17 protein-coding genes are annotated in these 19,246 nt (G+C 71.8%); 9 read left to right on the plus strand and 8 right to left on the minus strand.

Annotated features, from left to right (window positions below; all coding sequences use genetic code 11):
- Positions 1-14: 14 nt before the first annotated feature.
- The 4 genes from ACLQ27_RS05115 to ACLQ27_RS05130 all read right to left on the minus strand — a co-directional run bounded on the left by ACLQ27_RS05115 (position 15) and on the right by ACLQ27_RS05130 (position 4,681).
- Positions 15-911 carry an acetyltransferase gene (locus ACLQ27_RS05115; RefSeq protein WP_425865789.1) on the minus strand — a complete coding sequence of 299 codons (897 nt, stop codon included), beginning with the start codon at positions 909-911 and terminating at the stop codon, positions 15-17.
- 166 nt (positions 912-1,077) lie between these two features.
- Positions 1,078-2,277, minus strand: coding sequence for a low temperature requirement protein A (locus ACLQ27_RS05120; RefSeq protein WP_357492544.1), 1,200 nt, complete (start codon positions 2,275-2,277; stop codon positions 1,078-1,080).
- Positions 2,278-2,356: 79 nt separating this feature from the next.
- Complete coding sequence (locus ACLQ27_RS05125; protein WP_357574103.1) at positions 2,357-3,739, minus strand: hypothetical protein; 1,383 nt, start codon at positions 3,737-3,739, stop codon at positions 2,357-2,359.
- A 48-nt stretch (positions 3,740-3,787) separates the two neighbouring features.
- Positions 3,788-4,681: an NAD-dependent epimerase/dehydratase family protein gene (locus ACLQ27_RS05130; RefSeq protein WP_357574104.1), complete on the minus strand. Its 894-nt coding sequence runs from the start codon at positions 4,679-4,681 to the stop codon at positions 3,788-3,790.
- 119 nt (positions 4,682-4,800) lie between these two features.
- Here ACLQ27_RS05130 and ACLQ27_RS05135 point away from each other — a divergent pair, with 119 nt between their 5' ends.
- The 5 genes from ACLQ27_RS05135 to ACLQ27_RS05155 all read left to right on the plus strand — a co-directional run bounded on the left by ACLQ27_RS05135 (position 4,801) and on the right by ACLQ27_RS05155 (position 7,782).
- Complete coding sequence (locus ACLQ27_RS05135; protein WP_357492550.1) at positions 4,801-5,211, plus strand: VOC family protein; 411 nt, start codon at positions 4,801-4,803, stop codon at positions 5,209-5,211.
- Positions 5,212-5,214: 3 nt separating this feature from the next.
- Positions 5,215-5,388, plus strand: a complete 174-nt coding sequence (locus ACLQ27_RS05140) for a hypothetical protein (RefSeq protein WP_357574105.1) — start codon at positions 5,215-5,217, stop codon at positions 5,386-5,388.
- Positions 5,360-5,815, plus strand: coding sequence for a pyridoxamine 5'-phosphate oxidase family protein (locus ACLQ27_RS05145; RefSeq protein WP_357574106.1), 456 nt, complete (start codon positions 5,360-5,362; stop codon positions 5,813-5,815). The genes ACLQ27_RS05140 and ACLQ27_RS05145 overlap by 29 nt, the downstream gene beginning before the upstream one ends.
- Positions 5,816-5,916: 101 nt before the next feature.
- Positions 5,917-6,336: a PPOX class F420-dependent oxidoreductase gene (locus tag ACLQ27_RS05150; RefSeq protein ID WP_234582764.1), complete on the plus strand. Its 420-nt coding sequence runs from the start codon at positions 5,917-5,919 to the stop codon at positions 6,334-6,336.
- A 120-nt stretch (positions 6,337-6,456) separates the two neighbouring features.
- Positions 6,457-7,782 carry a glycoside hydrolase family 18 protein gene (locus ACLQ27_RS05155; protein ID WP_425865790.1) on the plus strand — a complete coding sequence of 442 codons (1,326 nt, stop codon included), beginning with the start codon at positions 6,457-6,459 and terminating at the stop codon, positions 7,780-7,782.
- A gap of 45 nt (positions 7,783-7,827) precedes the next feature.
- On the opposite strand, the gene ACLQ27_RS05160 is transcribed toward ACLQ27_RS05155, so the two are convergent.
- The gene (locus ACLQ27_RS05160; protein WP_425865791.1) at positions 7,828-8,199 is read right to left on the minus strand and encodes an effector-associated constant component EACC1; all 372 of its coding nucleotides are present in this window, start codon (positions 8,197-8,199) and stop codon (positions 7,828-7,830) included.
- 167 nt (positions 8,200-8,366) lie between these two features.
- On the opposite strand from ACLQ27_RS05160, the gene ACLQ27_RS05165 reads away from it, so the two are divergent.
- Both ACLQ27_RS05165 and ACLQ27_RS05170 read left to right on the plus strand, forming a co-directional pair.
- The gene (locus ACLQ27_RS05165) at positions 8,367-11,168 is read left to right on the plus strand and encodes a M14 family zinc carboxypeptidase (RefSeq protein WP_425865792.1); all 2,802 of its coding nucleotides are present in this window, start codon (positions 8,367-8,369) and stop codon (positions 11,166-11,168) included.
- 204 nt (positions 11,169-11,372) lie between these two features.
- Entirely contained in the window at positions 11,373-11,819 is a 447-nt protein-coding gene (locus tag ACLQ27_RS05170; protein ID WP_357492563.1) for a hypothetical protein, read from the plus strand.
- A 174-nt stretch (positions 11,820-11,993) separates the two neighbouring features.
- Here ACLQ27_RS05170 and ACLQ27_RS05175 read toward each other — a convergent pair whose 3' ends face one another.
- Together ACLQ27_RS05175 and ACLQ27_RS05180 are read right to left on the minus strand one after the other, a co-directional pair.
- Complete coding sequence (locus ACLQ27_RS05175) at positions 11,994-12,185, minus strand: DUF397 domain-containing protein (RefSeq protein ID WP_357492565.1); 192 nt, start codon at positions 12,183-12,185, stop codon at positions 11,994-11,996.
- Positions 12,176-12,976, minus strand: coding sequence for a helix-turn-helix domain-containing protein (locus ACLQ27_RS05180; protein WP_357492567.1), 801 nt, complete (start codon positions 12,974-12,976; stop codon positions 12,176-12,178). The genes ACLQ27_RS05175 and ACLQ27_RS05180 overlap by 10 nt, the downstream gene beginning before the upstream one ends.
- A 238-nt stretch (positions 12,977-13,214) precedes the next feature.
- On the opposite strand from ACLQ27_RS05180, the gene ACLQ27_RS05185 reads away from it, so the two are divergent.
- Together ACLQ27_RS05185 and ACLQ27_RS05190 are read left to right on the plus strand one after the other, a co-directional pair.
- On the plus strand, positions 13,215-13,967 hold the full coding sequence (locus ACLQ27_RS05185; protein ID WP_425865793.1) for a hypothetical protein: 753 nt from the start codon (positions 13,215-13,217) through the stop codon (positions 13,965-13,967).
- Positions 13,904-14,890: an endonuclease domain-containing protein gene (locus ACLQ27_RS05190; RefSeq protein WP_425865794.1), complete on the plus strand. Its 987-nt coding sequence runs from the start codon at positions 13,904-13,906 to the stop codon at positions 14,888-14,890. The genes ACLQ27_RS05185 and ACLQ27_RS05190 overlap by 64 nt, the downstream gene beginning before the upstream one ends.
- Before the next feature lie 87 nt (positions 14,891-14,977).
- On the opposite strand, the gene ACLQ27_RS05195 is transcribed toward ACLQ27_RS05190, so the two are convergent.
- Complete coding sequence (locus tag ACLQ27_RS05195) at positions 14,978-19,243, minus strand: FtsK/SpoIIIE domain-containing protein (protein WP_425865795.1); 4,266 nt, start codon at positions 19,241-19,243, stop codon at positions 14,978-14,980.
- Between the last annotated feature and the right edge of the window lie 3 nt (positions 19,244-19,246).

The following is a 19,246-nucleotide window of genomic DNA, read 5'->3' on the forward strand; positions in this document are numbered from 1 at the left end:
CGCACCCCGACGGGCTACGCCTTGTCGGCCGGCGGCGCGAACAGCACGCGCGAGCGGAGCTGCCGGAACCCGGTCCGCTCCAACTCGGCAAGCACCGCGACGCGGTGGGCGTCCACGTCGGCGATCACCTCCCGGGCGCCTCCGGCGGCGAGCACCCGGACCGCCTCGGCCAGCAGCTCACCGCGCGCCGCGTCGTCGAGCAGGCCGAGGTACGCCAGCAGTGGGTAGCAGGCGTCGCCGGCCGTGCCGACCAGGCCGACCGGCTGCCCGCCCGCCACGCCGACGCGCCACTGGTCGGTCGACTCCCCCAGCCAGGCCAACGGATCGGTGGCCAGGTCGACGCCGCTGACGGCGCGCGCGATCTCCGCGCCGGTCAGCACGTCCGGTTGGGCGACCCGGGCGACCAGGGCGTTGATCTCCGCCACGTCGACGGGCGGTCGGAACGTGTACCGGCCGGAGGTCGTCGGCAGCGGCGTGCCCGTCCACGAGCACCGCAGCCGCTCACCCACCTCGACCAGGCCGGCGAGTCGGGCCGCCTCCATCGGCGCGGTGACCACGGCCAGCACCTCGGGTCGACGCCGCCAGTGCGCGGGCAGGGCCGCGTAGTACCGACCGGGACCTCCCAGCGCCTCGTGGGCGGCGTGCAGCAGCGCGGCCCCGACCTGCGGCTCGGCGGCCAGGTCGAACCGCTCCAGCCAGGGAGCGCCCACCGCTCCGGGCGGGAGGAGCCAGGCCGCCCGCCCGACCACCCGGCCGTCGCGCAGGGCGATCCAGGTGTTCTCGGGTCGGTAGCCGCCGCCGGTGATGCCGTCGGCGTACGCGATCTGCCGCAGTTGGGGCAGCGGGTCGGTCATGGAGTCGAACAGGTTTTCCTCGCCCGCGGAGAGCGGGCGGATGACGAGACTGGTCATGGCGGACCTCCGGAAAGCGAGCGCCCCGGGTCAGATCCGCGTGGACGCCGGTGCGCGGAGGGGGCGCAGAACATCGGACATTGTTCTGACCTCCTCTCGGCTCGACGGCGTGCCCGCCAACCTACGCGAAGCGCCGGCAGTCCCACAACGTTGCGCGGGGCCCGGCTCACAACGTCGGGTTGGTCTCCGCGCCGCGTTGGTGGAGCCGCCCGTCGGCGAGGGCGATCCCGGCCAGGATCAGCGCCGCCGCGGCGGTCACGGCGACCGGCGGGAGAAGGACGCTGGGCAGGGCCGCCACGACCAGCGCCAGCGCGCCGACGAACAACATCCAGCAGCGCGGCGCGGAGCGGTGCGTCCGCTCCAGGTAGCTCCGCCCGATCAGGAACAGCACCGGGCCGCCGAAGATGATGGCCACCAGAGCCCAGTCGATGGGCGGGTGGGGATCCTCGATGACCTGCCCGAAGCCGACTGCGGTGCAGATGATGCCGCCGACGATGAGCAGCAGGCTGTAGCTCGCCCACCGGGACAGTTGCAGGCCCTCACCGCCGGCGCTGCCGGTGGCCTGGCGGCCCGGCCCCACGTGGTAGAAGTAGATCCGCCAGAACGAGACCACGGCCACGAAGGCGGCCACGAGGGTGATGGTCCGCTCGGTCGAGAAGCCCGGAAAGCTGACGGCGGCGCCGGTTTCGAGCACCACCTCGGCCAGCGCGATCATGAAGAACTGGTTGTACCGCTCCGCGAGGTGCACCTCGGAGACCGTGACCAGGTTGGCCAGCGGCACCCGGCCGATACGCGGCACCGGCCAGTCGGAGGCCGCGCCGACGAGCTCGATGGCGAGCGCGAGCGTCCAGAGAACGCCACGGCCGAGCCCGCCGTCGATGCCGCCACTGATCCAGAACACGCCGGAGACCGTGTGCCAGGCCAACACCCGGTACGAGAACATCTGGGCCGGGTGACCCCGCAGGGCGAACGCCAGGTAGAGCGGTCTGCCGAGCTGGATGACGACGTACGTGCAGGCGAAGATCATGCCGCGTTGGCCGAACGCCTGCGGCAGCGAGACCGCCAGCACCAGGGTGCCGAACATGGTGGCGAGAAGGACGACCTGGATTTCGACCCGGCGCGGGTCGTAGGTGCTTGCCAGCAACGCGTTCAGCGACCAGATCATCCACATCGCCGTGAAGAACAGCAGCGTCTGGCCCGCCTCGGACAGCAGCGTGTGCCGGACGATGGTCAGGTCGTCCGCGACCCGCCCGGCGAGGCGGGCGAGCGCGAAGACGTACACGATGTCGAAGAGCAGTTCCAGGACGGTCGCCGAGCGTGGGCTCCTGCTGTCGGCCAGCCCGCGCATCCAGGTGCGCGTCAGCATGGCCGCACCCCCTCGCCGACCGGTCCCGCCTCGTACCCGTTGAGGGGACTTTATCCCGGTCTGTCGGTACGCCCGGTGGTTATGCCGGATCGCCTGGAGGACTGTCGGCGCCGCGTCCCCAGCGCCTCGTTCGGGCGGTCCGCCGCCTCGTCCGGGTCCGCCGGGCCCGCCGGTCGGCGCGCAGGCCGGCGCGGCCGAGCAGCCGGATCAGCAGCCAGCAGAACAGCGCCAGCGTGCCGAACAGGGCGATGGTCACGATCCGCCAGCGCATGCTGTTGACCTGGAGCATCTCGGGCAGCAGCGCCGCGACGCCAGCGACCGCGGTGACCGAGAACAACCACTGGAGGCGCTGCTGGAACAGCGCCGTCTGCAACCCGAAGAGCTGGCTCAGATTGCTGCGCAGCAGTTCGAGGCGCTGCCGGGCGGCCTGCAGGTGCCGGGGAACCCGCAGCCCGTCGATGAGGAACGTGGCCACCGCGATGCGCATGGGGTCGCGGTACATGAGGTCCACGTTGCCGACCTCGGCCAGCCCTCGACTCAGTTGCAACTGCACCCGGGCCAGCTGGGTGATGCGCGCGCCGAGCGAGTGACCCGGCCCGACGAGTTCGTCGCGGTCGTTCGGGTCCACACCCACCCACAGTTGGCAGAAGAACCACTGGGCGTGGATCTGGCCGTACATGTCCTGGACCATGCGGGCCGCCGCCGACGCTCCCCGTACCCCGTCGTGCAGGACCGCCACGGTGGACCAGCCGGTGGTGCGGACCAGCAGGCCGGGCAGGCGCAGCGGCCCGTCGTCGGCGGCCGCGCCCGCGGTCACCGGCAGGGCGGAGAGCCGCAGCAGCGACTCCACGAGCGGGTCGTTCTCGGACCGTTCGGGACCGCGCAGGACGAAGAACTGACGCATGTTCTGGAACGGGTAGCGGCGCTCGCGGGGTTCGAAGCCGGCCGACTCGCGCAGGATGGCGCGCACCGCCTGGACGTGGGCGGACACCGTCAGCCCGCCGTGCTCCCGGGGCTCGGCCTCGATCATGCTCAGGTGCCCGGCCAGGTTCGGCGGGAAGGTGTCCAGGTCGCGCAGGTGCCGGAAGTAGTCGAGGGTGTTCTCGCGGACGAGGTCGTCGTAGAACCGGCAGATGTCCTCCGTGCTGACGGCGGGCTCCGGCGCGGCGAACCGCAGGTCCACCGAGATCACGCCGAGCGCCGGGTAGATGACGATCTGGGTGCTGGTCGCCCACGTCGTACGGCCGATGCGGACCGCCGACGTGCCGAGGGAGATCTGCAACACCGGCGGATGGGTGGCCAGGTAGGAGATGTTGTAGGCCCGGGTCTCCTCGTGCTGGACGACATCGACGGAGGTGGCACCCAGTCTGGCCAGCAGCGGGAGCGCTGGTTCCACGTCCTGCACCGTGCCGCCGAGGTCGAACTTGACCGGCACGTACACGTGATCGATATCGAGGCTCACGCATACATTCTGACCGTGCGGCACAACCGGGTTACGTGCTGAGACGGCCTACAACTGGTCGACGTGGTCGCGCCACGAGTGCCGGGGGTCGTAGCCCAGCAGCCGCCGCGCCTTGTCGATGCTGAGCAGGGTCTCGTGCTCGCCCAGCTCCTTGCGGATCTCGACACCCGGATACACCTCGGCCATCAGGCTGGCGCTCGAGGAGGTCATGACGGTGTCGGCGTTGGCGATGATGAACACCTCCGCGCCGGGCTGGTCGTACGCGAGGGCCCGCTCGACCGCCTGGGCGCCGTCGCGGGCGTCGATGTAGCCCCACAGGTTCCACCGCCGCGAGCGCGGATCGGCGTCGAAGGAGGGGAACTGCAGGTAGTCCTCGACGTCCATCACGTTGGAGAACCGCAGGCCCACCATGACCAGCTCCGGGTCCCACCGGCAGAAGTGCCGCGCCATCTCCTCCTCGAGGGCCTTGTTCAGCGAGTACGTCGACTCCGGCCGGGGCGCGTACTCCTCGTCGACAGGCGCGTACGGCGGCGGGGTGTCGAACGGCAGCCCGAGCACCGTCTCGCTGGACGCCCACACCACCCGCTTGATGCCGGCCGCGCGGGCGGCGGCGAAGACGTTGTACGTCGCGGCGGAGTTGTTCGCGAACGTGGCCGCGTTGGACAGCAGCCCGGGCGCCGGGACCGCGGCCAGGTGCACGACCGCCTCGACGCCACCGGCGTGCTCGTCGGTGCCCCCGGTGAACGCCTCGACCACCTGCCCGTAGTCGGTCAGGTCGGACAGGAGGAACTCGCCGTCGACGTCGCGGGGGTCGCGCCCGCCGACGCGGTCCATCGCCAGCACGTCCACGCCCAGGCCGCGCAGGTGGGCGACCACGGCCCGGCCGAGCTTGCCGGTGGCGCCGGTGACGACGACGCGTCCGGGCAGTACGGGGTCGGTCATGACCCCATCCTCTCCGGCCGGCTCGGGCACGCCGCAGGCGGGTGCATCCGCGCCCGGCACCGCCGCATCGATCAGGAATCGAGAAGTACGCGCCAACGGCCCTACCTAGCATGGCCAGCATGGACATCACCATTCACACGACAGTTCTTCCGCACGTCGACCCGGACGCCTCGGTGGCCTTCTACCGCGACGTCCTCGGCTTCGAGGTCCGCAGCGACGTCGGCAAGGGCACGATGCGGTGGATCACCGTCGGCCCCGTCGACCAGCCCGGCACGTCCATCCTGCTGGCCCCGCCGGCCGCCGACCCCGGCATCACCGAGGACGAGCGGCGCACCATCGCCGAGATGATGGCCAAGGGCACCTACGGGTGGATCCTGCTGGCGACCCGGGACCTGGACGGCACCTTCGAGAAGATCCAGTCCGGCGACGCCGAGGTCGTCCAGGAGCCGACCGAGCAGCCGTACGGCATCCGCGACTGCGCCTTTCGCGATCCCGCCGGCAACATGGTCCGCATCCAGGAGGTGCGCTGAGCCATGTGTCTCGCCGCCTGGGGGCGCGCACGCGCCGAGGAGCAGAGCCTGAACGACCTCGCACGGCTGCGTCACGTGCCGGACGTGCCGTTGGTCGCGGCGGGGGCGACCGAACCGATCGGGGAGCACGAGGTCGACGGGGGCAGACGTGGCGAGCACGCCACCGCGGGGGCGTGAGGAGCGGCTGAGGGACACGCGCGCGAGACTGGAGAACGACGTCGACCTCTGGGTCGCCACGTCGGGCTCCCCGGACGGCGTGCACCTCGTCCCGCTCTCCTACCTCTGGGACGGGAGCGTGTTTCTCATCTCGACGCCGCGCGCCTCGGTCACCGGCCGCAACCTGCTCGGGGACGGTCGGGTGCGGCTCAGCCTGGGGACGACGCGCGACGTCGTCATCGTCGACGGTGCCGCCGAGCCGGTGGACACCGCCGAACTGGGCGACGAGAGGCGTACGGCGTTCGCCACCAGGACCGGTTTCGACCCGAGCGGAATCGCCGAGCCCTACCAGTACTTCGTGATCCGGCCGCGGCGCATCCTGGCCTGGCGGGAGGCCAACGAGCTGCGGGGACGCGTCCTCATGCGCGACGGCAGTTGGCTCGACTGAGCCCTTCGGCCTCCTGCCCGCCGCGATCCGCGTCCTGCCGTGCGCGGGCCGGGCGGGTGCGTACCGTGCAGGGGTAAACGCTCATGCGAGGAGGAGCCTTCATGTCCAAGCCACCGCTTCCCGAGGCCGCGGTCGAGATGCTGCGCAAGCCGAACCCGGCCGTCATGACCACGCTCCGCAACGGTGGTCAGCCGGTGTCCGCCGCGACCTGGTACCTGTGGGAAGACGGCCGGATCCTGGTCAACATGGACGAGAGCCGCCGCCGGTTGGAGCACGTCCGCAACGATCCTCGGGTGTCGCTCACGGTGCTGGACGAGGCCGGCTGGTACACCCACGTCAGCATCATCGGGCACGTCGCCGAGCTGCGCGCCGATGAGGATCTCGCCGACATCGACAGGCTGTCCCGGCACTACACGGGCAATGCCTACCCACGGCGGGAGCGGGGTCGGGTCAGCGCCCTCATCGAGATCGACCGCTGGCACGGTTGGGGCTCGCTCAAGGACAACAGCCAGGTCGGCTGACCGTCCGACGCGGGGACGGCGGCACAGCGGCGGCTCTTGACCGCAGAGCGTGATCGGCTTAACTTCATCAATCAGATAAGTGTCTTTACTAATTCTGCTTGATCCCTCGTGGGAGTGCCGATGCGACAATTGCGTCACCGCCGCCTCACCGCCGTCCTCGCCGTGGCGACCCTGCTGCTCACCGCCGCCCCGCCCACCGCGGCGAGCGCCGCCGCCCGGCCCGACCGCCAGCCCGGCTACCACCGGGTCGGCTACTTCACCCAGTGGGGCATCTACGGCCGGGCCTTCACGATCAAGAAGCTCGACGCCTCGGGGGCCGCGAGCCGCCTCACCCACCTCAACTATGCCTTCGGCAACGTCAGCGAGGACGGTCGCTGCTATGTGGACGGCGGGCCGGGCGAGGGCGACGCCTGGGCCGACTATCAACGGCCGGTTTCCGCCGACGAGAGCGTGGACGGCGTCGCCGACGCCCCCGGTCAGGCGCTCAACGGCAACTTCGGCCAGCTCGCCAAGCTCAAGGCCAAGCACCCCGGCCTGAAGGTGCTGATCTCGCTGGGCGGGTGGAGCTGGTCGACGTACTTCTCCAACGCCGCCCGCACCGACGCCTCCCGCAAGGCGTTCGTCGCGTCCTGCATCGACCTGTACCTCAAGGGCAACCTGCCCGGCGCACCCGGCGCGGCAGCGGGCGTCTTCGACGGCGTCGACCTCGACTGGGAGTGGCCGAACTGGGACGGCGAGCCCGGCAACGTCATCCGCCCGCAGGACCGGGAGAACTTCACCAAGCTGCTGGCCGAGTTCCGCCGGCAGCTCGACGCGTACGGGCGCACGACCCGTGCGCACCACCCGCTGACGGCCTTCCTGCCGGCCAACCCGGCCACGATGGACGCCGGCTACGAGGGCCGCAAGATCTTCACGTACCTCGACTTCGCCACCGTGCAGGGGTACGACTTCCACGGCGGCTGGGAGGCCGTGGCCAACCAGCAGTCCGCGCTGCGCGTGCCGGCGGGCTCGCCGGACAACCCGGACTTCTCTGTCGAGGTGGCCATCGACGGCTGGATCGACCGTGGAGCGCCGCGCGGCAAGCTGGTCCTGGGCATCCCCTACTACGGTCGCGGCTGGACCGGCGTCACCGGCGGCGGCACCGGCCTGTTCCAGCCGGCCGCCGGGCCCGCGCCGGCGACCTTCGAGGCCGGCTACGAGGACTACAAGAACCTCAAGGCCCTGGCCGGCAACGGCTACACAGTGCACCGCGACCTGCGGGCCGGGCACGCCTGGCTCTTCGACGGTACGACCTTCTGGACGTACGACGACCCTGCCGTCGTGTTGCAGAAGATGCTCTACATCCGGCGGGCCGGCCTGGCCGGCGCGATGGTCTGGTCACTCGACGGCGACGACGACAACGCCACCCTGACCAGGACGATCGACCTCGGCCTGACGACCCGGTAGGCGTACCCGACGCCCGTGATCACATGCGGCCCGCGCCGCACGGGGTCACGGGCGTCGTGCCTCCGGCGTCACCGCGCGCACGGTGGCCTCGATGAGCGCGGTCACCTGGGTCATGTCCCGCGCGCGGGGCACGTCCAGGTCGGCCGACCAGCCGTCCCGCCGGCTGAACCCCACCGACACGTCGTCGCGGCGGTTAGTGAGCCACCCGACGACCGCCTGCACGAGCACCATGGCGGTGCCGGCGTCCTCGACCGCCACCCGCAGCACGTCCGCGCCGCCCTCGGATGTCCCCTCCGGTGGCGTCAGGGCGACCCCGTCCCGGAGGCGGTCGTCGGCGCGCAGCCAGGACGCCAACGAGCGCTGGACATCGGCGGACGGAAGATCCGGACGAACCGCGATCGTGATCGCCTCCGGCACGTTCTGCTCCCTCCAGGACGACGCTGAGTCACACCACCATCCTGCCAGTCGCTCCCGGAGCCGGCATCCCGTGCAGTCATCGGTGTCGATCAGACCTTGACCGCCGTGTCGGCCGTTCATAGGCTCCGGCCACTGCGAGGCTTTCCCCCAAGAAGGGAACCCGAGACATGGCCCCATCATCGCGTCCGTTCTGGACGGTCCCGCCCAGGCGGCTGGCAGGCGTCGCCGCGATCGCGCTCCTGCTCGGCACGACTCCCCTGCTCGGCGGCACACCATCCGCGAGCGCCGCCCCACCGTCGCGGTGCAGCACCGACCCGGGCGCACGGCTGGGCGGCGTACCCACCCCGGAGGCCGTGCTCGGCTTCCCCCTCGGAACGGGACAGGATCGGGTCGTCACCAACGACGAGGTGCGCACGTACCTCGGGGCCGTGGACCGGGCCTCCGACCGCGTCGTCACGGGCGTGACGGCCACCAGCGTGCTCGGTCAGCCCCTGCCGTACGCGGTGGTGTCCAACGAGCGCCACGTGCGGCCGTCCGCGCTGCGAAAGATCGCCGACGACGTACGCGACCTGCGTGACCCCCGCCGGACGAGCGCACGGACCGCCGCGCGGACGGCGAAGGACAGCCCCGCCATCGTCTGGGTCACCGCCAACGTGCACGGCGGTGAGAAGAGCGGCACCGACGCGGCCCTCAAGACGCTGTACGAGTTGGCCGCCGGCCTCTCCTGCGAGGTCGCGCGGCGCAACGACAACCTGGTCACCATCATCGTCCCGACCCAGAACCCGGACGGCCGCGACGCGACCCGGCGGCAGAACGAGTACGGCTTCGACCTGAACCGGGACTGGTTCGCCCGCACCCAGCAGGAGACGGGCGGCAAACTCGAACTACTGCGCCGCTACCCGCCGCAGGTCTTCATCGACGCGCACGAGATGGGCGGCCGGCAGTACTTCTTCCCGCCCAACGCCGACCCGATCCACCACGAGATCGCCGGCGAGGCGGTGGACTGGATCAACCGGATCGGCGAGGCCAACAAGGCCGGCTTCGGCTACAACGGCGCCTGCGACGACACCGTCACGACCGAGTGCTACTTCAACTACGACACGTACGACATGTTCTTCATGGGCTACGGCGACACCGTGCCGACCACCGGATTCGGCGCGGCCGGCATGACGTACGAGAAGGGCAGCGCCTCGGCCGTCGCCGACCGGGTGCAGCAGCAGTTCCACACCCAGTGGTCGACGCTCGGCTGGGCCGCCGCCAACAAGCGGGAGGTGCTGGACGGCTACTTCGACATCTGGACCGACGCGCTCGCCGAGGGCCGGGCCGGCGCCCTGGAGCCGAACGAGGTGGTGCAGCCCACCAACGAGGTCCAGTTCCCGGTGCCCGACATCACGATCCGCTCGTACTTCCTGCTGCCGGACCGGCAGCTCGCCGAAGTCCGCCGGCTCGTCGAGCGGCTACGCCGCATGGACGTCGAGGTGTACGAGGTGCGCAAGCCCACCCGCGTGCCCACCGCCCGGGTCTTCGGCGGCCGCAGCGCCACAAACGTGACGGTGCCCAAGGGGGCGTACTGGATCCCGATGGACCAGCCGCAGAAACACTGGATCCAGGCGATCATGGGCGAGGACCCGTACGTGCCGTTCCCGTACTTCTACGACGTGTCCTCCTGGAGCAACCCGCTGCTGATGGGCGTGTCCACGATCTACACGGGCGACGACGTCCGGCCGAACGCCCAGCTCGTCCGGGAGATCACCGGCGGTCGGAGCGGCCTGGCGTGGCCGTGGGGCTCCTACACTTACCCGCTGGACTCGGCAGCCGCCGCGGAGTTCACCTTCACCCTGCTCGGCCGCGGCGTGCCGCTCGTGCGCGACCTGGCCACCAGCCGCGTCGCGATCCCGGCGAGCCGGCTGAGCCGTACGGTCGACGACCTGGCCGAGGCCGCCGGGGTCACCCTCACCCCCGGTGGGCGCCCCACCGGGACGCGCCTCGACCTGCCCGACGTCGGGCTGTTCCAGGGCACCGGCATCTCCACCACGTCCGGCTCGCACGGCGAGGCCCGGTACGTCCTCGGCAAGCGGTGGAGACTTGACCTCACACCGGTCACCACTGCCGACATCAACGACAACACCGCGGCGTTCACCGGGCGTACGGTGCTGCTGGTCCCCGACGGCAGCAACGCCACCGGCGGTCTGACCGCCGCCGGGCAGGCCAACCTCCGCGACTGGATCGCCCAGGGCCACACCTACGTCGGGCTGCGCAACGAGGGCACCCGGCTGGCCCGCGCCGCCGGGCTCACCTCCACCACGGAGAAGACCAAACCGGCCGACTACCTGGTGATCGGCTCGCACCTGCGGGTCGACGTCGACACCGACAACCCGGTCGCCCTCGGCCGCCCTGCCGAGGACTTCGAGTTCAACAACAGCGATCCGATCCTCAACCCCAGCACCACCGGGACGAACGTGCTCACCTACCCGGCCGGCGACACGTTCTGGGCCAACGGCTACACCGTCGGCGCGGACATCCTCAAGGGCACGGCGGCGGTCGTCGACGAGCCAACCGGCGCCGGCAGGTCGGTGCTGTTCGCGTTCAACCCGCTCTTCCGCGCGTACAACGAGAATGGTCTGCACCTGGTGGCCAACGCGCTGCTCTACCCGCCGGGCGCACCCGACGCCCGACGCACGCCCGGCACCGACGCGGCGCGCGCCAGCGCCGCCGCAGCGCCGGTCGCGGCGGACCTGGGCGGCGGATGGCGGCCGATCACCATCGAGGTCGCGGCGACGGACCTGGCCCGCACGCGGGCCATCGTCGAACGCTTCACCACCGACGCCCGGACGTCCGCGAAGGGCACCTCGGCGTACGTCGTGATCCCCAACCCGCAGGGCCTCCAGGCCGACGAACATCCCTTCACGAACGATCTGGTACGCGCGCTGCGCGCCGCCGGAGTGCCACTGCGGTCGGTGGTCGCCTGACCGACCCGCACGACGATCCGCCGAGCGACGTCCTGTCCCGAACGACCTGTTCGGGACAGGACCGAACTCACCCCTGACCGGGGCGGACAGACGCGGCCCGTGCGGAACAGACGTCGACTCTGGAAACGTGCCAAAGCGCGCCAATACCGTGGGGTCGGGCCGGCGGATCCGTCGGCCAGACAGCACCACTCGTGGAGGTCGCACATGCAGGTCCAGCGTCTCGCGCTCACAATGTCGATGGCGATCGCGGCGGTCGCCGGTGCCCTGGTCGTCGGCGCCTCCCCGGCCTCCGCGGCCGGCAACGACGACCATGACGTGACCTATTGGGACGACTACGCGATGTGCGAGGGCGGTCGGCTCGACTTCGTCGACTACGGCGAGGGTGCGCCCGGCGGCGGCATGAACGACGACTATTTCGTCGTGCGGGACACCTGCGCCAACGGCGACGGAGTCCTGGGTCGGGTCTACGTCAACGGCGTCCTGAGGGGCACCAGGTACAACGGCGGCGGCTCCGGGAGTTCGGTCATTTGGGACCCGGCTCAGGTCTACGCGAACGACGTGGTCCGGATGGAGATCTGCGGGGCGAACGGTCCTGAGGACTACTCGGGTTACTCCTGCGCCTCCAACACCTTCCGCAGCATCGACGGCTGACGAAAGGCGCTCGCCAGCACCGAGGATGTCGACCACGTCGCCCCGCGTTGGCACCCGGGGCGGCAATGGAGGCTGTGGAGCTGATGTCGTCGACGAATCAGGCGCGACATCAGCTCCACGGCGTTCATCCGATGGCGCCGCCCTCCCGTACCGGGGCGGTCCTCCGCCCGCCGGCTACGACCGCCCGGCGACCTGGGTGACGAACGCTTGCCACGACGCCGGCCCGAAGACCAGGGCCGGCCCGTCGGGGTCCTTGGAGTCCCGCACACCGACGATGCCCGGCAGGTTGTCCGCAACCTCGACGCAGTCGCCGCCGCCGGAACCACTTCGGGTGGACTTACGCCACACAGCTCCGATCAGGTCCATGAAGTCACCACTTCTTTCATCAGATCGAGGGACTGGCGGCGGGGTAACGCCTCATTGCGAACCGTCTCCCACCTAGAGATCAGAGTATCCACGTCGTCGTCGCGGTCGATGACAACACCGCCGAGCTGGTTCTCCATCTGAGCCACCCATTTGTGGTCGGGAAGGCGTGCCAGGCTGAACGGCCCGGTCAGGCCGACGTGCATGCTGACCTCGTCCGGTAGCAGATGGACGCTGACGTTCGGTCGCTCCGCGAGGGTGGTCAATTGCTTGATCTGCCCGGCCATGGTGTCGCGGAAGTCTGTGCCGGCGCGGCGGAGCACCGCCTCGGCGATGACCGCGATGAACTGCGGGGCGTTCGCTCTCGTGAGGACCGCCTGCCGATCGATCCGGTGCGCCAGCCGCTTCTCGACCTCGTCATCGCTCAACGTGTCATCGCAGCGGATGACCGCGCGGGCGTAGGACTCGGTCTGGAGCAGACCCGGGACGAGGCTCGGTTGAAAGCACCGCAGCTGCGTCGCCGTGCGCTCCGCGTCGAGCCACGGCAGGAACCACGATGGGGCGCCGAGCTTGCCCACCATGCGTTCGAACAGGCCGCCGTTCTTGAAGGCGCGGTCGGCGCCCTTGATGAAGTCCATCGTGAGCGCCCGGGTCTCGCCCTCGACGGCACTGACATGCGAGGCACTGAAGCCGGCACCCCGACCGAACGCCTCCTGCGTCATCCCGGCGGCTCCTCGGGCGCGACGGATCTCGCCCACGATGAACGCGGCGAGCGGGTGCGGCAGATCAGCCATTCAAAGCTCCCCAAGCCGGAAGATCAATTACTCACGCCACTGCCCGGCGTGGAACGTTTCGCCAGCTCAGCCCGAGCCGGCGAACCACCTTCCGAGCGTAATGGACTCCACAGCAGAGTGTCACCAGCGGCGCGGCCGGTGGAGGACCCGAGACCCGGCGGACGCGTTCGTACCGGGGCCGCCCTCTGGGCGAGCACTCAAGGGGCGGCCCCTCCCAACGCCTGCCAGGGGGATGACCATGCCCATCGACCAGCCACCGCAGGTGCGGTCCGGTGACCTTCTGTACCTGACCCGCGCCGCGAGCCCGCAGTTCACCCGCCCCATCACCGTTCGCGTGATCCGCGCCCTCACCGACCGGCACACGTACCACGGTTTGTTGTGGATAGACGCCTACCAGCTCGGCCCAAACGGCGACGCCATCGCCCGCCGCGAGCTGTACCTGATGCTGGCTCACCTCCCCGCCCACCGCGCCCTCCCGGCCCTCCGCACCCACCCGGCCCACGTCCTCGGGACCCGCCGCGCCCGCCCCGCCCGGTGCTCGGCGACCGATCCGGCGCGGCCCGGTACGGGTCGGCTGATGCCCCGTCGCGCTCCCAACCACCAGCCGGCCCGTCCGACGTGGCGCTGCGGCACGTGCGGCATCGCGTGGCCCTGCTCGCCCGCCAAGCTCCGCCTCCTCGCGACATACCGGCTGGATCGCCCGGCCCGACTGGCCCACCTGGCGGCGCTTCAGGCCGAGGCCGCCGCCCACCTCGCCGCACTCAACCCGAGCACCCCACCCCCACCCGCCAAACTGACCGAACGCTTCACCGCCTGGGCCTCCCCTCACAGCGTCCGCGCAGATCTTGGACAGTTACCGTCCTCTGCGGACGGTAACTGTCCAAGATCTGGTGGCGCGGGGACCAACCAACCGCAACGCTCGACGACATGCTGCCCGCCGATGACGCTGACGCTCTCGAATGGCTCGCCTTCGAGCAGGCGGGCGTGCTGACGACCGCGCAAGCCGCGCGACTGCTCGGCGAGGGGGTGGTGCGGAGCCGGATCCGCACCGGCCGCTGGCGGTCGATGTGCCGAGGGGTCCTGTTGACCGGCAACGGCCGGCTGACCCGCGACCAGCAACTGTGGGTGGCCGTGCTGGCGGCGGGCGCGGGAGCAGTCCTGGCCGGGGCAACCGCCGCCGCCGAGGCCGGGGTACGGGGACTGCGGCGTGAACCCCTGCACGTGCTGGTGCCCGCCGACCGTCGCGCCGCGCGGACCAGCCTCCGGCGGCTTCCGATCGACATGCCCGCCGTGCTGGTCCATCGCACCACGGTCCTCCCCGACGCTCATCTCCAGCTCGCCCGCCCGCCGCGCACGACGACCGCACGCGCCCTCGTGGACGCCGCCGGATGGGCGGCCGGTGTGGACGAGGCGCAGGGGGTGCTGGCCGCCGGTTGCCAACAGCGCCGCGTGCTGCCCGCGGAGCTGGATGCCGTGCTCGACGTCCTGCCCCGGGCACCCCGCCGACGACTGATCCGGCAGACCGTCGGCGACATCAGCGGCGGCGCGCAGGCGCTGTCCGAGATCAACTTTGTGCGGCTGTGCCGACAGCATCGGCTGCCCGCACCGGACCTGCAACAACACCGGGTCGACGCGGCGGGCCGCAACCGCTGGCTGGACGCGTACTGGAAAAAATGGCGGGTGCAGGTGGAGATCGACGGCGCGCACCACATGGACGCCCGGCAGTGGGCGGCCGACATGCGTCGGCAGAACGACGTCTGGACCAGCGGCGACCGGATCCTGCGCTTCCCGGCCTGGCTGGTCCGCGCCCGCCCCGAGGAGGTCGCCGAAGCCGTCCGCCGGGCTCTCGTCGCGGGCGGCTGGACCCCAACCTCAACGCACTCCGAGGTACGGCCGGCGCGACGTACCCACTGATCCCGAACGGACCGGGCGACTACGCCCGCCCGCCGCTGCGGTCGACGCCAGATCGACACCACCCGGCCCGGCGCGGTCCGGCGCGGCTCAGGGTGCTGCCACCTGCACCAACACCGGGGTACGACCGGTGGAGAGGTAGCCGCGCCCGGGTGGGCCGGTGAGGTACTGGTCGGGTTCCAGGGTGATGTTGTGGGCCACTGCCGTCGTCCGGTCGCCCGGGGCCAGCACGAGGCGTGTCCCGGCCAGCATGACGGCGTTGACCAGGCGGGTGAGCGGGCTGGGGAAACCGGTCAACAGGGGCGCGGCGTCGGCGCTGACGATCAATGCCCGCCGGCCGCGAGCCGCCGGTTGGACGATGTCGTCGAGGAGCGTGGGGCTGCTCGCGAAGCCCTGTTCGGTGGGCAGCACGGTGACCCGGTCGACGTCGTCGACGACCACCGCGTACGGCCTGTCGCCGAAGGCCACGACGGCCTCGCGGAGGTCGGTGTCCCTGATCGCGACGCCGGTGACCAGCCGGAGCCCGGGGTCGTCGGAGAGCAGCCCCGGCAGCGGGGACTGTGGCGGCGCGACGGCGAGTACGCCGATGCCGCGTCGGCGCAGCGCGTGGACCACAGTGGCGGCGGCCGTCGTACGGCCGGTCCCGCCGGTCCCGGAGATCAGCATCAGGTGCGGCCCGGCCTCGAACAGGTCGACGCCGATGGTGGTCGTGTCGGGCCCACCGACACCCAGCGGTATCCACGTCGACCGGCCCTGGGCCGCCGCGGTGGTGTCGAGCGCGGCGAGGTCGACGCGGGACGGCAGGGCGGGGAACCGCCGGGGCCGCCGGTGCGCAGGCGTGTCGTGCGGCTCGGCGGCGAGGTCCGCTACCGACCGGGTCGGTAGGCAGATCTGCACGTGCCGCCCGCTGCCGGCGTCGATGGCCCTCCCGGGGAGGACGGGCGGACTGGTCATGCTGGTCAGCAGCTGCATCCGCCGGGTCTCCTCCTTGGGAAACGGCAGGAGCAGCCGACGGTTGTAGAGGGTCGGCAACCGGTGGGTGAGCATGTCCTGACCACCGATCGGCACGACGTGCACTCCGAGCGGCGTACCCGCGCTGATGACGCCGCGCAGGGTGGCGACCAGGGACGTCTCGACGAAGGTCGGGTCGCCGTGGTCCTCGAAGTGCTCCCAGCCGTCGATGACGACCACGATGTACGGTCGCGCCGCGTCCGGCGGGGACGCGCTGCCGGAGCGGCGCTGGATCTCCTCGTCGAGCCAGGTGACCAGGCGACGGATCCGGTCGGGCTCGGCGGGCGAGAAGACCCCGCCGCAGTGCGGCAACGCCGCGTACTCGGCCAGGCCCGCCGGGTGCCGTTCCACGACGTACAGGTGGGCCTGGTCGGGCTGGAAGCGGCCGACCAGGCCGGTGATCAGGGTCCGGGCGAAGGTCGTCCGCCCGGACTGCGGGCCACCGGCGACGAGGAGCCGGTCGACCCCGGCGAGGTCGAGGAAGTCGGCCGGCTGCGCCTGGCGTGCCGGGTCGTCGGCGAGGCCGAATGGTACGGCTGTCCTCGGCGCGGCGGAGGTCCACTGTGCGGGAAGCTCGTCCGCCGTCAGCGTGGCGGGCAGCGGGGGCAGCACCGGTCGGAAGGGGGCCGGTAGCCCGGACCGCTGTGCGGCCTCCTCGATCGCCGCGATGGCGAGTTCCTGGTCGGTGGGCCCGCTGCCGGCTCTCGGCGCGGCGGTGGGTCGCGCGGCGCCGAGGTCCGTCGGGCTCAGGACCCGGACCAGAGCCGGGGTGGCCCCGCCCGCCGGCGGCGGGTCGCCGAGATATCCGGACTGGAACGGTTGCGGGACGCGGCTTTCGGCGGTGGTGCACAGGATCATGCCGCGTCCGCGCAGCGCGCCCGGGATGCTGGCGGCGTCCGGCACGCCGAGGACCTCGGTGCTGTCGGCAGGTTCGTTCTGCCGCAGGCTGATCCGCAGGGACACGTTGTTCTTCAATTCCGGCGACAGCTTGCCCTGCAACGACTGCGTGGCCAGCACGAGGTGCATGCCGAGCGAGCGGCCCTTCGCGGCGACGTTCACCAGTTCCTTGACGAAGTCGGGAGAGGCGTCCAGCACCCGGCCGAACTCGTCGAAGATCAGCACCAGTCGGGGCAGCGGCGGCAGGGCCGTCCCGCCCAGGCGCTTCTGCCAGTACCTGTCGATCTCGCCGTCGTGGCGGGCCAGCAGGGACTCGCGCCGGCTCACCTCCGCCCGGAGCGAGGCGAGGACCCGGGCCGCCGCCGCGTCGTCGAACACGTCGGCGGGGGTCTCACCGGTGGACCGGATGAGGGCGACGACGTGCGGGCAGTGTTCGAACGGCAGGAAGGCGCTGCCGCCCTTGAAGTCGACGAGCACCAGGTTGAGCTCGTCCGGCCGGTTGGCCAGCAGCAACGACGTGACCAGGGTTTGCAGCAGGATGCTCTTTCCGGCGCCCGTCGCGCCGCCCAGCATGGTGTGTGGGCCCTGGCCGGCGAGGTCGACGGCCACCGGCCCGGTCGCGTCCGCGCCGAGCAGCACACGGGTCCGCGGACCCCGACCCCGCTCCCACAGCTCCAGCACGTCGGCGGCGGTGGGCGTGCCGAGGCCGAGGAGATCCAGCAGACGCACCGACCGTGGGATGGCGTTCTGGGCCGCCCCGCGGGTCGCCCGGTCCCGCATCGGCGCCAACGCCCGCGCCAGCCGCTCGGCGGTCGTCGCGTCGACCCCGTCGGCGTCGACAGTCACCGCCTGGCCGTCCGGGCTGGCGGTGAGGCGCGTCGAGTCGCCCGACGTCTCGATCAGCCCCCGGCACTCGTTCATGCTGTGCCGGTCGGCGCAGATCAGATACACCCCGACCGCCGGCCCGTCCCGCAGGACCTCGTCCATCCCGGGCAGGTCGCGCAGCGCCAGCGCGCCGTCGAGGACGACGACCACGTCCACGAACCGCTGCGGGTCGCGTTCGGCACGCCGGGACGCGACGAGGGTACGCAGCTCCCGTACCCGCTCGGTGCGGGTGGCGGCGGTGTTGCCGATCCGGCACGAGTACGCCGCCGCGTCACCCGCGTCGACGTGCGGCAGCCAGCGCGCCCAGGTCAGGCCGCCGACCTCCGCGGCGCTGAGCAGCACCATCCGCAGATCGTCGGGGGCGCGCAGGGTGGCCAGTTGCAGCAGCAGCCAGCGCAGGACGTCGTGGACCGCCTCGTCCGCGCCGGTCACGCCGAGCACACCGACGACGCCCAGGTCCACGGTGATCGGGACCGCCGACAGTTTCGGGGTGCGGAACTCCGGCCAGGGCTCGCCGCGGACCGTCACCGACGCCGGCTCGTCGGCGACGCCAACCCGCAGCGCCAGCGCGTGCGGTGCCCCGGCGCGGCGGGTCCACAGGCCGGACCGCACACCGCCGGCGATCTCGACGATCTCGGCGGGGCTCGGCGCGAGCGTCCGGCGTACCCGCTGCTCGGCCTCGACCTGGGCGGCGACAGCCGATTCGACTGCCTTCTTCGCCTTGGTGAACTCGGCCTGGCGTTCGGCGTCCTGCTTCTCCTGCGCCGACTGGTTGAGCAGGAGAGCGCCGACGGAGATCGCCGCGCCGAGCAGCAGGATCGGCGTGTGGGTGAACAGGGCGGCCGCCACGGACCCCGCGCCGCCCAGCAGGATCCCGGCGGCCACCGGCCCCCGGGCGACGATGGGTCGCACCGGCATGGACACCTCGACGACTCCGATCACCGGTGCGCGGGCGAAGGCGCGGTCGAAGTCGACCCGACCATCCGCGGCCCGGACCGTCCGCCGCGCCTCGGCGGGCAGGGGTGTCCACCGCAGCTCGTTCCCGCCGATCTGGAGTGCGCTGGTCGGTGCCACGGCGGTCGGGTGCGTGATCCGGGCACCGTCGACGTACGTGCCGTTGCTCGATCCGCCATCGGTGAGGGTGGCCGTGCCGTCCGCCGACACCTCCAGCAGGGCGTGCGTGCGGCGCGAGACGTCCGGGTCGCGCAGCGGCAGCGCCGCCGAGGACGTGCGAGCAATCGGGTGGGTTCCGGGCCGCAACGCGACAGCCAGGCCCGCGTCCGGGCCGGCAACCACCTCGAGTACGCCCACCGCGCCGTCGGTGACGAGACGACCGGCCGGTCCGGGGCCACCCACACTGAGCACCGAGCCGGCCAGCAGCGGAGTGTCCGCCAGACGCGCGGCCGGATCCAGCGCGACGGCCCCGGCGAAGCAGCGACGGCCGGTGGCCGGGATGGGCAGTGCGGCCAGCAGGGATCGCACGCTGGTGGCCGGTGCGGCGCTCACCTCGATGTCGTGCGTCGCCCCCGTGTCGGCGTCCCGCACGGTCACTCGCAGGATCATCGC

This window comes from Micromonospora sp. DT63, assembly GCF_049841615.1.
Taxonomy (GTDB): domain Bacteria; phylum Actinomycetota; class Actinomycetes; order Mycobacteriales; family Micromonosporaceae; genus Micromonospora.

What these genes read in the sequence shown, in the direction of transcription:
- ACLQ27_RS05115 (WP_425865789.1), bottom strand. Translation starts at nt 911, where the DNA reads ATGACCAGTCTCGTCATCCGCCCGCTCTCCGCGGGCGAGGAAAACCTG.
- ACLQ27_RS05120 (WP_357492544.1), bottom strand. Translation starts at nt 2,277, where the DNA reads ATGCTGACGCGCACCTGGATGCGCGGGCTGGCCGACAGCAGGAGCCCA.
- ACLQ27_RS05130 (WP_357574104.1), bottom strand. Translation starts at nt 4,681, where the DNA reads ATGACCGACCCCGTACTGCCCGGACGCGTCGTCGTCACCGGCGCCACC.
- ACLQ27_RS05135 (WP_357492550.1), top strand. Translation starts at nt 4,801, where the DNA reads ATGGACATCACCATTCACACGACAGTTCTTCCGCACGTCGACCCGGAC.
- ACLQ27_RS05140 (WP_357574105.1), top strand. Translation starts at nt 5,215, where the DNA reads ATGTGTCTCGCCGCCTGGGGGCGCGCACGCGCCGAGGAGCAGAGCCTG.
- ACLQ27_RS05150 (WP_234582764.1), top strand. Translation starts at nt 5,917, where the DNA reads ATGTCCAAGCCACCGCTTCCCGAGGCCGCGGTCGAGATGCTGCGCAAG.
- ACLQ27_RS05155 (WP_425865790.1), top strand. Translation starts at nt 6,457, where the DNA reads ATGCGACAATTGCGTCACCGCCGCCTCACCGCCGTCCTCGCCGTGGCG.
- ACLQ27_RS05165 (WP_425865792.1), top strand. Translation starts at nt 8,367, where the DNA reads ATGGCCCCATCATCGCGTCCGTTCTGGACGGTCCCGCCCAGGCGGCTG.
- ACLQ27_RS05170 (WP_357492563.1), top strand. Translation starts at nt 11,373, where the DNA reads ATGCAGGTCCAGCGTCTCGCGCTCACAATGTCGATGGCGATCGCGGCG.
- ACLQ27_RS05175 (WP_357492565.1), bottom strand. Translation starts at nt 12,185, where the DNA reads ATGGACCTGATCGGAGCTGTGTGGCGTAAGTCCACCCGAAGTGGTTCC.
- ACLQ27_RS05180 (WP_357492567.1), bottom strand. Translation starts at nt 12,976, where the DNA reads ATGGCTGATCTGCCGCACCCGCTCGCCGCGTTCATCGTGGGCGAGATC.
- ACLQ27_RS05185 (WP_425865793.1), top strand. Translation starts at nt 13,215, where the DNA reads ATGCCCATCGACCAGCCACCGCAGGTGCGGTCCGGTGACCTTCTGTAC.
- ACLQ27_RS05190 (WP_425865794.1), top strand. Translation starts at nt 13,904, where the DNA reads ATGCTGCCCGCCGATGACGCTGACGCTCTCGAATGGCTCGCCTTCGAG.
- ACLQ27_RS05195 (WP_425865795.1), bottom strand. Translation starts at nt 19,243, where the DNA reads ATGATCCTGCGAGTGACCGTGCGGGACGCCGACACGGGGGCGACGCAC.